General features: G+C 62.6%; 11 protein-coding genes and 3 tRNA genes. 1 reads left to right on the top strand and 13 read right to left on the bottom strand.

Annotation, left to right across the window (positions count from 1 at the left end; genetic code table 11):
• Positions 1-2 precede the first annotated feature (2 nt).
• The 13 genes from ACP5M5_RS04005 to ACP5M5_RS03945 form a co-directional block, all read right to left on the bottom strand.
• On the bottom strand, positions 3-674 hold the full coding sequence (locus ACP5M5_RS04005) for a complex I 24 kDa subunit family protein (RefSeq protein ID WP_427935688.1): 672 nt from the start codon (positions 672-674) through the stop codon (positions 3-5).
• 1 nt (position 675) lies between these two features.
• Positions 676-1,893, bottom strand: a complete 1,218-nt coding sequence (locus ACP5M5_RS04000) for an NADH-quinone oxidoreductase subunit D (protein WP_427935687.1) — start codon at positions 1,891-1,893, stop codon at positions 676-678.
• Entirely contained in the window at positions 1,893-2,480 is a 588-nt protein-coding gene (locus ACP5M5_RS03995) for an NADH-quinone oxidoreductase subunit C (protein ID WP_427935709.1), read from the bottom strand. The genes ACP5M5_RS04000 and ACP5M5_RS03995 overlap by 1 nt, the downstream gene beginning before the upstream one ends.
• A gap of 67 nt (positions 2,481-2,547) precedes the next feature.
• Positions 2,548-3,105 carry a NuoB/complex I 20 kDa subunit family protein gene (locus ACP5M5_RS03990; RefSeq protein ID WP_114912641.1) on the bottom strand — a complete coding sequence of 186 codons (558 nt, stop codon included), beginning with the start codon at positions 3,103-3,105 and terminating at the stop codon, positions 2,548-2,550.
• A gap of 19 nt (positions 3,106-3,124) precedes the next feature.
• Entirely contained in the window at positions 3,125-3,490 is a 366-nt protein-coding gene (locus ACP5M5_RS03985) for an NADH-quinone oxidoreductase subunit A (RefSeq protein WP_427935686.1), read from the bottom strand.
• A gap of 160 nt (positions 3,491-3,650) precedes the next feature.
• Positions 3,651-3,727, bottom strand: a tRNA-Asp gene (locus ACP5M5_RS03980).
• Between the two features lie 61 nt (positions 3,728-3,788).
• Positions 3,789-3,860: transfer RNA gene (locus tag ACP5M5_RS03975), tRNA-Val, on the bottom strand.
• An 11-nt stretch (positions 3,861-3,871) separates the two neighbouring features.
• Positions 3,872-4,135, bottom strand: coding sequence for an HU family DNA-binding protein (locus ACP5M5_RS03970; protein ID WP_114913874.1), 264 nt, complete (start codon positions 4,133-4,135; stop codon positions 3,872-3,874).
• A 305-nt stretch (positions 4,136-4,440) separates the two neighbouring features.
• Complete coding sequence (gene lon / locus ACP5M5_RS03965; protein ID WP_427935708.1) at positions 4,441-6,837, bottom strand: endopeptidase La; 2,397 nt, start codon at positions 6,835-6,837, stop codon at positions 4,441-4,443.
• Between the two features lie 315 nt (positions 6,838-7,152).
• Positions 7,153-8,409, bottom strand: coding sequence for an ATP-dependent Clp protease ATP-binding subunit ClpX (clpX, locus tag ACP5M5_RS03960; protein ID WP_114912643.1), 1,257 nt, complete (start codon positions 8,407-8,409; stop codon positions 7,153-7,155).
• 275 nt (positions 8,410-8,684) lie between these two features.
• Positions 8,685-9,326: an ATP-dependent Clp endopeptidase proteolytic subunit ClpP gene (clpP, locus tag ACP5M5_RS03955; protein ID WP_427935685.1), complete on the bottom strand. Its 642-nt coding sequence runs from the start codon at positions 9,324-9,326 to the stop codon at positions 8,685-8,687.
• Between the two features lie 164 nt (positions 9,327-9,490).
• Positions 9,491-10,825, bottom strand: coding sequence for a trigger factor (gene tig, locus ACP5M5_RS03950; RefSeq protein ID WP_427935684.1), 1,335 nt, complete (start codon positions 10,823-10,825; stop codon positions 9,491-9,493).
• 38 nt (positions 10,826-10,863) lie between these two features.
• Positions 10,864-10,948, bottom strand: a tRNA-Leu gene (locus ACP5M5_RS03945).
• A gap of 165 nt (positions 10,949-11,113) precedes the next feature.
• On the opposite strand from ACP5M5_RS03945, the gene ACP5M5_RS03940 reads away from it, so the two are divergent.
• Positions 11,114-13,492, top strand: coding sequence for a transketolase (locus tag ACP5M5_RS03940; RefSeq protein WP_427935683.1), 2,379 nt, complete (start codon positions 11,114-11,116; stop codon positions 13,490-13,492).
• The last annotated feature ends 8 nt before the right edge of the window (positions 13,493-13,500 follow it).

Here is a 13,500-nt window from a genome sequence, read left to right as displayed (position 1 = left end):
CCTCATTCTCCGCCCGGCGGCATCGGGCCCGCCGCGAAATCCAGTGTCGTCAATGTCATCGGGCCACCCTCCGGCGCCGAAGTCTGGCGGCCAATCATCGAGCCGGGTGGCGGCGGGGCATCGCGCCGCAACCCATCAAGCAGCCTCTCGGTCGTCGTCGCGTCCATATCTTCATAGAAATCGTCATTGACTTGTAAAATCGGCGCATTGACACAAGCGCCAAGGCACTCAACCTCGGTCATGGTGAAAAGACCGTCGGCACTGGTTTCACCGAAATGGCGAATGCCGGTCACGCGCTTGCAAGTTTCCACCACCGCATCCGAACCGCGCAGCCAGCAAGGCGTCGTCGTGCAAACCTGCAAATGCCATTTGCCGACCGGCTTGGTATTGAACATGAAGTAGAATGTTGCGACCTCGTAGACGCGGATTGGCGGCATCCCGAGCCGCGCGGCGATGGCATCCATCGCCGCGCGCGGAACCCAGGCGCTGTCGGTTTCGCGCTTCATCTGGCGCTGCGCGAGATCAAGCAGCGGCAGCACCGCGCTCGCCTGGCGGCCTTCAGGATACTTCTTCAGAATAGCGCTGATCTGGCGTTCACTTTCCGCATCGAAGACAAACGTCGTCGGCTCGACGCCATGACGATGAGATGTGGTCGCGTTTTCTGTCATTGCCATCTTACCGGTCGATTTCGCCAAATACGATATCGAGTGAACCGATGATCGCCACCGTATCGGCCAGCATATGTCGCCGGGACATCATGTCGATCGCCTGCAAATGAGCAAACCCGGTCGGGCGAATTTTGCAGCGATAGGGCTTGTTGCTGCCGTCTGCGACGAGATACACGCCAAACTCCCCCTTCGGGCTTTCGACGACCGTGTAGGTCGCGCCTTCCGGGACGTGATAGCCTTCGGTGTAAAGCTTGAAATGATGGATCAACGATTCCATCGAATGTTTCATGTCGGCGCGAGGCGGCGGCGTGAATTTGTGATCGCGAATTTTCACCGGACCCGGCTTCATTTGTGCAAGGCACTGCCGAATGATCTTCACACTTTCACGCATCTCCGCGATGCGCACCAAATAGCGATCATAGCAATCGCCATGGCGCCCAACCGGGACTGCGAACTCAACCCGACGATACATCTCATAGGGTTGTGCGCGACGCAGATCCCAGGGCACACCACTGGCGCGAAGACAGGGGCCAGAGAACCCCCAAGCCAACGCCTCCTCAGCCGAGACCACGCCGATATCGACCAGCCGCTGCTTCCAGATCCGGTTCTCGGTGAGCAACTCCTCGAGATCGTCGATGAATTTCGGAAAACTCTCGGCCCAGGCGGCGATCTTGTCTTCAAGCCCGGCCGGGAGATCCTTGGCAACACCACCCGGGCGATAATAATTGGCGTGTAGCCGCGCCCCCGACGCCGCTTCATGGAATTCGAGCAGCTTCTCGCGTTCCTCAAAGCCCCAAAGCGAAGGCGTGATCGCGCCGACATCGAGGGCATAGGTGGTAATGTTCAAAAGATGGTTGAGAATACGCGTGATTTCGGCAAACAGCGTACGGATCCATTGGCCGCGCTCGGGCACCTCGATGCCGAGCAGCTTTTCCACCGCAAGCGCGAATGCCTGCTCCTCACACATCGGCGAGACGTAATCGAGCCGATCGAAATATGGCACCGCTTGCATATAGGATTTGTATTCGATCAGCTTTTCGGTGCCGCGATGGAGAAGCCCGATATGCGGATCGGCGCGCGCGACCATTTCGCCATCCATCTCCAGCACCAGGCGCAACACGCCATGTGCCGCCGGATGCTGGGGGCCGAAATTCATCGCATGGCTGTCAATCTCAACGGTTTTGCGCAAGCGCTCGCCGGCCGCGCCGCTGGTCGCGTCGTTCATCAGTCGGTCCTTTTCGTCGCTGCGCCACCGCTGCGCATCGCATGCGCCTTTTCGTCGCCGGGCAGCGTCGTGATGCCTTCCCACGGCGAGACGAAATCGAACGAGCGGAATTCCTGGGTCAGAGCCACCGGCTCGTAAACCACCGCCTTGCGTTCGTCGTCGTAACGCACTTCAACATAACCGGTGAGCGGGAAATCCTTGCGCAACGGATGCCCGTCAAACCCGTAATCGGTGAGAATGCGGCGATGATCAGGCTGACCGGCGAAAAGAATGCCGAACAGATCCCACGCCTCACGCTCCCACCAAGTCGCCGCCGGCCAGATCGCGCACACCGAGGGCACGAGCGCCGTCTCGTCGGTGGTCACGATCACCCGGATGCGATGGTTGCGCGACACCGACAGCAGATTATAAACGACCTCGAAACGCTCTGGCCGCTGCGGCCAGTCGACACCGCAAAGATCCATCATTTGCTCGCAGGCAAACCGCGGATCATCGCGGAGCGTCAGCATCAACGGCACCAGCGCATCGCGCTGGACATGCGCCACCACTTCGCCCTTTTCCACCGCAACCCGTGCAACGCCAGGCAGGCTCGCGACCTCCTGTGCCAAACGTTCGCTTGGCGAGGGCGTGGCGGCGCCCCCCGGCCCACCCTCCTCAGCCACGGAGAATGGTTCCCGTGCGGCGAATTTTTTTCTGCAATTGCAGAATGCCGTAGACCAATGCCTCCGCCGTTGGCGGGCAGCCGGGGACATAGATATCGACCGGCACGACACGGTCGCAGCCGCGCACAACGGCATAGGAATAGTGATAATAGCCGCCGCCATTGGCGCAGCTTCCCATGCTGATCACCCAACGCGGCTCGGGCATCTGGTCATAAACCTTGCGCAGGGCCGGCGCCATTTTGTTGGTGAGCGTGCCTGCGACAATCATCACGTCACTCTGACGCGGGCTCGCGCGCGGGATGATGCCGAAGCGATCGAGATCGTAGCGCGGCATATAGGCGTGGATCATCTCCACGGCGCAGCAGGCAAGACCAAAGGTCATCGGCCACAGGCTTCCGGTGCGGGCCCAGTTCACCAACTTGTCGAGCTGCGCGACGATGAAACCCTTACCGGCAATCTCGCCGGTGATACCCTTGATCACCGCGTCCTGCTCGGCACCCGGCCCCAAAAGATCACGGTTCCAGGCAATCTCGGGCGAATATGCGCTCATCGCTGCTCTCCTACGTCTCTCATTCCCAGTCGAGGGCGCCTTTACGCCACTCATAGACGAACCCGACCGTCAGCACGCCGAGGAAGCCGAACATCGACAAAAGCCCAAACAGACCGATGCGCGCGAGACTCACCGCCCAGGGAAATAAAAACGCCACTTCCAAATCGAAAATGATGAACAAGATGGCAACGAGGTAGAATCGCACATCGAAGCGCCGGCGGGCATCGTCGAACGGCTCGAAGCCACATTCATAGGCGGACAATTTTTCAGGGTAGGGTTTTTGGCGAGCAAGCAGCAGCGAGCCCGCCACCATCGCCACCGCGATGACCCCGGCGATGGCCAGAAAAACCACGATAGGCAAATAATTGAACAACAATCCCGGCATGCGAATCACCCAATTTTGCACCGCAGCGAGATGAGACTAGCCTCATCCCGCTGCCACCACCAGTCCGGGCGCAGTAAAAAAGCCGCAAATGCCAAACTCGTCATCAGCATGACGTCGTGACGTCCGAACGCTGCCCGGCATTCACGCTGCGGGCAAAGGATGGCGCGAGTGACGGGGCTCGAACCCGCGACCTCCGGCGTGACAGGCCGGCGCTCTAACCAACTGAGCTACACCCGCAATCCAGGAGGGCCGTCTAAAGCGCCGCCGCCCTCCCGTCAAGCAAGCTCGCGACAAAACATGGGCGGTGACGGGATCGAACCGCCGACCCTCTCGGTGTAAACGAGACGCTCTACCGCTGAGCTAACCGCCCGCGGCAAGCCGCTAATTCACCGCGTCTTTGAGGGTCTTACCGGGCTTGAAGCGCACCGAGTTGGAAGCCGGAATCTTGATCTCCTCGCCGGTGCGAGGATTATGGCCGGTCGTTGCCTTACGCTTGGCGGTCACGAACGTCCCGAAGCCGATCAGCCGCACTTCTTCCTGCTTTTTCAGCGCCCCTTCGATCGCGGCGAACACCGCGTCCACCACTTCGGTCGCCTTGGTCTTGGGCAGATCACTCTGTTCCGCCACGGCGGCAATCAAATCCATCTTGTTCACGCACAAGCCTCCCTTGAAACAGGACGGTGAAAATCAATCTACGCGCGGAAAGGACACTAGAAGGCATATTTCCACCGCGTCAACGCAAGCGCCGGTTTTTCTTGGGTTCATCCACAGAAAATCGCCGGTCCCGGCCAGCCAGGAACCAACCTCGCGGCCCGGCCAGCGCCCTTTGCGCGGCCGCGCCTCCCCAAAAATGAGACATATCAACCTGATGGCGATATCCCACCTCTGATCGGCGAAAGCGCGCCGTCAGAGATGGGACGAAGACACCCGAGGGGTGCGAAAATCGCCTCTCAATGCGGCAGTAAGGTCGCCGCCGATTCGCCGGCCGCCGGGGTGACGACCGGCTCGGCGGGCTCTTCCCAGGTGATCGGCTCGGGCTTACGCACCAGGGCCCGACCGATCACCTCATCGACATGGGCGACCGGAACCAGAGTGAGGTGGCGCTTCACCTGCTCGGGAATTTCGGCGAGATCCTTCTCGTTCTCCTTCGGGATGAAAACGGTGGTGATCCCAGCGCGCAATGCCGCGAGCAGCTTCTCCTTGAGCCCGCCGATCGGCAACACCCGCCCCCGTAGCGTGATCTCGCCGGTCATGGCGATGTCACGCCGGATCGGGATGCCGGTAAGCACGCTGACGATACTGGTCGCCATGGCGATACCCGCCGAAGGACCGTCTTTCGGGGTGGCCCCTTCCGGCACGTGGACATGGATATCGCGGTGGTCGAAGAAAGTCGGCTTGATGCCGAAGGTGATCGCCCGCGAGCGGACATAGCTCAGTGCCGCCTGCACGCTCTCCTGCATCACGTCGCCGAGTTTGCCGGTCTGGCGGATATTACCCTTGCCGGGCAGCAGCACGCTCTCGATGGTGAGGATTTCCCCTCCCACCTCGGTCCAAGCGAGGCCGGTGACCACGCCGACCATGTCCTCGGACTCCGCCTCGCCGAAATGGAAGCGCCGCACCCCGGCATATTTGTCCAGATTCTTGCGCGAGAACGTGACCTTCTTGGTCTTCTTGGTGACGATTTCCTTGACCGCCTTGCGCGCGAGCCCGGCGATCTCGCGCTCCAAATTCCGCACCCCGGCCTCACGGGTGTAATAACGGATCAGGTCGCGGAGCGCTTCCTCGGTCACCATCCATTCTTCAGGCTTGAGGCTGTGGGCCTCGGTTTGCTTCGGGATCAAGTGCCGACGGGCGATTTCCACCTTCTCATCCTCGGTATAGCCGGGGATGCGGATAACCTCCATGCGGTCGAGGAGAGGCTGCGGCATGCGCAGGCTGTTCGCCGTGGTGACGAACATCACATCCGAAAGATCGTAATCGACTTCGAGATAATGGTCGTTGAAGCTGGCGTTCTGCTCGGGATCGAGCACCTCGAGCAGCGCCGAGGTCGGATCGCCGCGCCAATCGGCCCCCAACTTGTCAATTTCGTCGAGCAGGAACAAGGGATTGGAGGTTTTCGCCTTTTTCATCCCCTGGATGATCTTGCCCGGCATGGAGCCGATATAGGTGCGGCGATGACCACGGATCTCAGCCTCGTCCCGCACGCCGCCAAGCGACATGCGCACGAAACTCCGCCCCGTCGCCCGCGCGATCGACTTGCCGAGCGAGGTCTTGCCGACGCCGGGCGGGCCGACCAAGCAGAGAATCGGGCCGCGCACCTTGTTCGAACGCACCTGCACCGCGAGATACTCGAGGATCCGCTCCTTGATCTTCTCGAGCCCATAATGGTCGGCATCAAGGATTTTTTCGGCCGCGCCGATGTCTTTGCTGGTTTTGGCGCGCTTTTTCCACGGAATCCCAAGCAGCCAGTCGAGATAATTGCGTACCACCGTCGCCTCGGCGCTCATTGGGCTCATGGTGCGGAGCTTCTTCAGCTCCTGCACTGCCTTTTCCCGCGCCTCCTTGGAGAGTTTGGTTTTTTTGATCCGCGCTTCGAGCTCGGCGGCCTCGTCCTTGCCGTCCTCGCCTTCGCCAAGCTCCTTCTGAATAGCCTTGAGCTGCTCGTTGAGGTAATATTCGCGCTGGGTCTTCTCCATCTGCCGCTTGACGCGGTTGCGGATGCGCTTTTCGACCTGCAGGACGCCGATCTCGGCCTCCATGTAACCGAACACCCGCTCCAGGCGCTCGCTAACCTCTTCGCTTTCCAGCAGATCCTGCTTCTCGGCGATCTTAAGGCCGAGATGGCTCGCCACCGTGTCGGCGAGCTTGCCCGGGTCCTCGACCTGGTTGAGCGACACCAGAACCTCGGGCGCGATCTTTTTGTTGAGCTTGATATATTGCTCGAATTGCGAAACCACCGTGCGGCCCAGCGCCTCGAGTTCCTTCTCGTCGCCGAGACGTTCCTCGATCGGGCTTACATGCGCCTCGAAAAACGCCTCGGTCTCCTTGAAGGCGGCGATGCGGGCACGGCGGACCCCTTCCACCAGCACCTTGACCGTGCCGTCGGGCAATTTCAGCAATTGCAAAATCGTCGAGACCGTGCCCACGCGATAGATATCGTCAGCCGTGGGATCGTCTTGCGCCGCGTTTTTCTGGGCAACCAGCAGGATTTGCTTGTCCTCCTTGATCACCGCCTCCAACGCCCGCACCGATTTCTCGCGACCAACGAAAAGCGGCACGATCATGTGCGGAAAAACAACGATATCGCGCAGCGGCAATACCGGCAGCACTTCACCCTCTGTCGCCATCTCGGCCCCCGAAATCGCCTTCAAAGGCCGCTCAGATTCTGTCATCAACCCCTCCTCTTAGGCCCTTGATCGCTCTCCGCCCCACAAGGACGCTCAACGCCCGCGATGTCGGCCTCACCCATCAGGCCAGACCATTCGGCACGCGAGCCCCAAGCGGACCGAAGAACCACCCGCGCCGGGCGACGCCCAGCGCTATCGGCCATCGGGGCAATGGCGGGATGGGATATCCCGCCGTCTTGCCTCATTTTCCGTTTAGATATCGGCACAACGACGAGGCTCGGCAAGACCTTGACACTCGCTCGTGTCAGTCTTGCTTCAGGCGCTGGTCTCGGCCCGCTCCTTGCTGCCGTAGAGAAAGAGCGGATTGGCGCGTCCATCCGCGACCTCGCGGTTTATCACCACCTCCTCCACCCCCTCAAGGCCGGGGAGGTCGAACATGGTCGACAGCAGGATCGCTTCCATGATTGAGCGAAGGCCACGCGCCCCCGTCTTGCGGGCGATGGCGCGGGTTGCAACCGCTTTCAGCGAATCCTCAGTAAAGGTGAGCTTCACCCCCTCCATTTCGAACAGACGGCCATATTGTTTGACCAGGGCGTTCTTGGGCCGGGTGAGGATTTCGATCAGCGCCGCTTCGTCCAAATCCTTCAGCGTCGCGACCACCGGCAGTCGGCCGATGAATTCCGGGATCAGGCCGAAACGCAACAGATCCTCGGGCTCGACCTCGCGCAGGATTTCACCGGTCCGCCGCTCATCCACCGCCCGCACCTCAGCGCCATAGCCGATGCCGGCGCCCTTGCCGCGGGCGCTGATGATCTTTTCGAGGCCAGCGAACGCGCCACCACAGATGAACAGGATGTTGGTGGTATCGACCTGGAGGAATTCCTGCTGCGGATGCTTGCGCCCGCCCTGCGGCGGCACCGAAGCGACGGTACCCTCCATGATCTTGAGCAACGCCTGCTGTACACCCTCGCCGCTGACATCGCGGGTGATCGAAGGATTGTCCGATTTGCGGCTGATCTTATCGACCTCGTCGATATAGACGATGCCGCGCTGCGCCCGCTCGACATTGTAATCCGCCGCCTGCAGCAGCTTTAGGATGATGTTTTCGACATCTTCCCCGACATAGCCGGCCTCGGTCAGCGTCGTCGCGTCCGCCATGGTGAAGGGCACGTCGAGAATCCGCGCCAGCGTCTGGGCGAGCAACGTCTTGCCGGTGCCGGTCGGGCCGATCAGCAGGATATTCGACTTGGCAATCTCGATATCGTTGTTTTTCTGGCCATGCGCGAGACGCTTGTAGTGGTTGTGAACGGCGACGCTCAAAACCTTCTTGGCATGATCCTGGCCGATGACATAATCGTCCAGCACCTTGCAGATTTCCTTCGGCGTCGGCACCCCGTCACGCGACTTCACGAGATGCGTCTTGTGCTCCTCGCGGATGATATCCATGCAGAGTTCGACGCATTCATCACAGATGAATACCGTCGGGCCAGCAATCAGCTTGCGCACCTCGTGCTGGGACTTGCCGCAGAACGAGCAATAGAGGGTATTCTTCGAATCACCGGACTTACTCATGCCCACTCCCACCCCTTGTCGGGGACCATCCGCTCGACGTCACGTCCGACAGGTTTCACGGCCTCCGGGAGAAACATTAGAACCCGCGATCGCCGACAACAAGCGCCTTACGTAAATCGAGAACAAAACAAAAACATCGGAGCCAAAGAACACGACGAGCCTCGCACCGGCATCGCGCGGCCAAGGATCACGTGCATCACACCGATCAGCGCCCCCGCGGCGGCAGCCTGCTTGCGCCAAGGTCGCGACAAGCCGCAGCCGAAGGAGCGCGCCGGTCATGTCTTCGGGCTCTCCGAAATCGGCGGCCGGTTCTCCACCACTTCGTCGACGATGCCGAAATCGCGAGCCTCCTCGGCCGACATATAGCTGTCGCGCTCGAGCTTGCGCTCGATCGCCTCGATCGGCTGGCTGGTGTGACGGACATAGATCTCGTTGAGACGCTTGCGCAGCGTCAGAATCTCGCGCGCCTGGATCTCGATATCGGTGGCCTGCCCCTGGGCGCCGCCGGATGGCTGATGCACCATGATGCGGGCATTCGGCAGGGCATAGCGCTTGCCAGCGGCGCCGGCGCACAAAAGCAGGCTTCCCATCGAAGCGGCTTGGCCGATGCAGACCGTGCTCACCGGGCTCCGGATATATTGCATCGTATCATAGATCGCGAGACCGGATGAGACCACCCCGCCAGGGCTATTGATATAGAACGCAATATCCTTGGTCGGGTTCTCGCTCTCGAGAAAGAGAAGCTGGGCGCAGACCAGGGAGCTGACCTCATCGAACACGGTCCCGGTTAGAAAAACGATCCGCTCTTTTAACAAGCGCGAATAAATATCGAACGCGCGTTCGCCGCGTGCCGTCTGCTCCACCACCATCGGCACCAGAGTACTGGTGTAGATTTCGACGGGATCACGATCCCTCATGTCCTTGCTTCCCATAAAGGCGTCCAGCCCAAAGCCGGCATGCCGTCACACTACGTTGGAAAAGTAAATAGGAAGCTGATGCGGCGCTGCCAACCTCGCCCCGTCTACAGACACGGTGTGCAGCCCCCCGGTGCCCGCGTCCTCGGCCGCGCCGGCGCTCAGAATCAGCTTTCTACCGCCTTGCTTAGCGCCTCGGCGCTGACCACCCGCTCCTCGATCTTGGCCAGCTCAATCACGAAATCGACCACTTTCTCCTCGAGAATCGGCCCCCGCAGGGTCTCCGCAAGGGTGGGATTCTTGCGGAACATCTCGAAAATCTGCGCTTCCTGGCCGCGGTAACGCGCCGCCTCGGCCCGCATTGCCCGCGTCATTTCGTCCTGGCTCACGGTGATGCCGTTGACCCGAGCGATCTCGGCAAGGAGAAGGCCAAGCCGCACCCGGCGTTCGGCGATGGCGCGATATTCGGTGCGGAGGGTCTCGTCATCCTTGGCGGCGTCCTCGGGCGCCAGCCTGCTGGCCTTGCGATCGGCCTCGATGCGCTGCCAGATCTGGTCGAACTCCGCCGTCACCATCGCCTCGGGCAGGGGAAACGACACGAGTGCGGCGAGCTTGTCGAGCAGCTGGCGCTTGAGATTGAGCCGCGAAAGCTGGGCATATTCGCGCCCAATCTGTTGGCTGATGGTCTCTCGCAGCTCTTCCACGCTTTCAAACCCGATCCGCTCGGCAAATGCCGCGTCGACCGCGGGCAATAGCGCGCGGGCAAGTTTTTTCGCGGTGATCTCGAACGTCGCTTCCTTGCCGGCGAGATCGGGGACGCCGTAATCCTCGGGGAAGCGCACCGTGATCGTGCGCGTCTCGCCCGGGGCCAGCCCTTCGAGTTGTTCGGTGAAGCCGGGGATGAACCCCTCGCCGGCAACCTCGATCTCCATGCCCTCGCCGGTGCCGCCGGGAAAGGCGACGCCGTCGATGCGGCCGATGAAATCGACCGTCAACACCTCGCCCTTGGCGGCGCCGCGCGCCTCCTCGACCGGCTCCAGCGTGCGTTGCCGGCTCGCCATATCGGCGAGCACTTTCTCAATCGCCGCGTCATCGACCTCGGCCTTGAGACGCTCGAGCGCGATCGCGGCGACATCGGGAATAGCGATCTCGGGCAGAATCTCGAGGGAGACGGTGAACGCGACATCACTCCCCGGCTTGGCCGCGGCGGCGGGATCGGCGAGGTCGATCTTGGGCTGCATCGCAGGGCGCAGACCGCGCTCCTCGAACACCTTGCGGGTCGCGTCCGACACGCTCTGCTCGATGATCTCCGCCTGCACCGCGTTACCGAAACGCTGCTTGATCACCGGCATCGGCACTTTGCCGGGGCGAAAGCCAGGCAACGACAACGTCTTGGCCAGTTCGGCGAGACGGCCCATGCGCTGATCCTCGATGTCCGCCGCCGGCAGCACCACGTCGAACGCGCGTTTCAGCCCCTCAGAGAGCGTCTCGGTAACCTGCATCGTGTCCGGAAATCCCCAAAATTCGCCTGACGGCCGGGTGGTGCGGGCGGAGGGACTTGAACCCCCACGGCTTGCGCCACCAGAACCTAAATCTGGCGTGTCTGCCAATTCCACCACGCCCGCTCGCGCGGCCGTGCGGCAGGGCACATAGCGCAGCCCGCCCGCCGCCACAAGCGGAACCTCAACGCCGCGCGCGATCGGGGAGACGCCCCCACTCCGGCTACGCCCCATCTGGGCAAAACCCGCCGAACCCGCCAAACTGATGCGCCCTGGGTTCGGAGCCATGCCATGTCCAGCGTCGAGTTCACGCCTTCCCTTCCCGTCGACGCCGCCGATCTCGCCCGGCTCGGCCAGATCGAGCGCAAACTGCTCTGGCTCTCGTCTTGGATGGTCCACCATGCCAATCACGTCCGGCCGAATCGCGACGGGCTCAAGGTCGGCGGCCATCAAGCCTCCTGCGCCTCGGTCACGGCGATCATGACCGCGCTCTATTTCGCGCTGCTCCGCCCCGAGGACCGGGTTGCGGTCAAACCGCATGCGGCGCCGGTGTTTCACGCCATCAACTATCTCTATGGCCGCCTGCCGGCGGAGCGGCTGACCAGCTTGCGCGCTTTCGGCGGCCTGCAGCCCTATCCGAGCCGGCTCAAGGACGGGCCCGAGGTCGATTTCTCCACCGGCTCGGTCGGGCTTGGCGTCGCGCTCACCAGCTTCACCGCCCTGATGCAGGATTATGTCGCCCAGCACGGTTTCGCCCGCCCCGGCTTTCGCCCCGGCCGTCAAATCGCCATCGCCGGCGACGCCGAACTCGACGAGGGCAATATCTATGAGGCGCTGCTCGAAGGCTGGAAGCACGACGTGCGCAATGTCTGGTGGGTCGTCGATTATAACCGCCAGAGCCTCGATTCGGTGGTGCCCGACCGTCTGTTCGGCCGCATCGAGGGCTTGTTCCGCGACATGGGCTGGAATGTCGTCACCCTCAAATATGGTCGCCACCTCGAGGCCGCGTTCGCCCGCCCTGGTGGCGAGGCGCTCCGGCGCTGGATCGATGATTGCCCGAACAGCCTCTATGCCGCGCTCACCTTCCAGGGCGGCGCTGCCTGGCGGCAGGCGGTACTCGCCGATCTCGGGCGCTCGCGCGAGGTGCGGGCGCTCATCGATCCGCTGAGCGACGAGGCCTTGGGCCAGTTGATGACCAATCTCGGCGGCCACGACATCGCCGCCCTGATCGAAACCTTCCATGCCGCCGCCGCCAGCGATCAGCCGACCTGTTTCATCGCTTACACGATCAAAGGGATGGGCTTGCCCTTTGCCGGCCACAAGGACAACCATGCCGGGCTCATGACCGGCGAGCAGATGGAGGAGTTCCGCGCCCGCATGGGGATCCGGCCCGGGCACGAACTCGACCCGTTCGAGGGGCTCGACGGCGATCCCGACGACCTCCGCCGCTTCATCGCAAGCCGCCCCTTCGCCCGCCCGCTCACGCCCGAGGGCAGGCGCCTCGCCGCGCCGCATCTCGCGGTGCCGCAAGCGGTGCCGCGCACCACCCGGCTTGCCGGCCGGCGGGTTTCCACCCAGGCCGGATTCGGCGAAATCCTCGCCGAAATCGGGCGCCTTCAGGGCGAATGGGCGGAGATCGGCCGACATATCGTGACCACCAGCCCCGATGTCACGGTCTCGACCAGCCTCGGCCCCTGGGTCAACCGCCGCGGCGTCTATGACCGGCATACCCGCAACGACGTGTTCCGTGACGCCAAGCTCGCCTCCGCCCAGCGCTGGGGCATGAGCCCCGAGGGGCAACATATCGAACTCGGGATCGCCGAGCAGAATCTGTTCCTTCTGCTCGGCGCCGCCGGGCTGCAAGGCGAACTCAACGGCGCCCGCATTCTGCCGATCGGCACGGTCTATGATCCGTTCGTCAATCGCGGCCTCGATGCCTTGATCTATGCTTGTTATCAGGATGCGCGGTTTCTCCTGGTCTCCACCCCGTCCGGCCTCACGCTTGCGCCCGAAGGCGGGCAGCACCAATCGATCAACACACCGCTGATCGGCATCGGCGCCGACAAGCTCGCGGCCTTCGAGCCAAGTCACGTCGATGAATTGGATATTTTGCTCCGCCATGCCTTCGCCCATATGCAAGCCCCGGACGGCTCGGCGGTCTGGCTCCGTCTTTCCACCCGCGCGCTGACGCAGCCGGCGCGCACCCTCGATCCCGCTTCGGTGATCGCCGGCGGCTATTGGGCGGTGGCGCCGGCGCCGGGGGCGCGCATCGCGCTCGCCTACCAAGGGCCGGTCGCGCCCGAGGCCGAGGCTGCCTTCGCCGAATTGCGCGAAGAAGAGCCGGGTGCCGGCCTGCTCGCCATCACCAGCGCTGATCGCCTGCATGCCGGCTGGCTCGCCGCCACCGCCGCCCGCCGCGACGGCGACCGTAGCGCCCGCGCGCATATCGAAACGCTGCTCGCGCCGCTCGCGCGCGATGCGGCGCTGGTCAGCGTGCTCGACGGCCATCCGGCGGCGCATGCCTGGCTCGGCGCGGTGCGCGGCCAGCGCGCCATCCCGCTCGGGGTTTCGCGTTTTGGCCAGGCCGGCGATATCCCCGATCTCTATCACGCTTACGGGCTCGACGTCGCCGCGATCTTGGATGCTTGCGCCCAGGCGCTACTCGGCTAACTTTTGAG

It is taken from the genome of Acidibrevibacterium sp., assembly GCF_049965395.1.
Taxonomy (GTDB): domain Bacteria; phylum Pseudomonadota; class Alphaproteobacteria; order Acetobacterales; family Acetobacteraceae; genus Acidibrevibacterium; species Acidibrevibacterium fodinaquatile.
The sequence above is the reverse complement of the archived record's forward strand: the minus strand, read 5'-3'. Positions and strand labels throughout refer to the sequence as shown.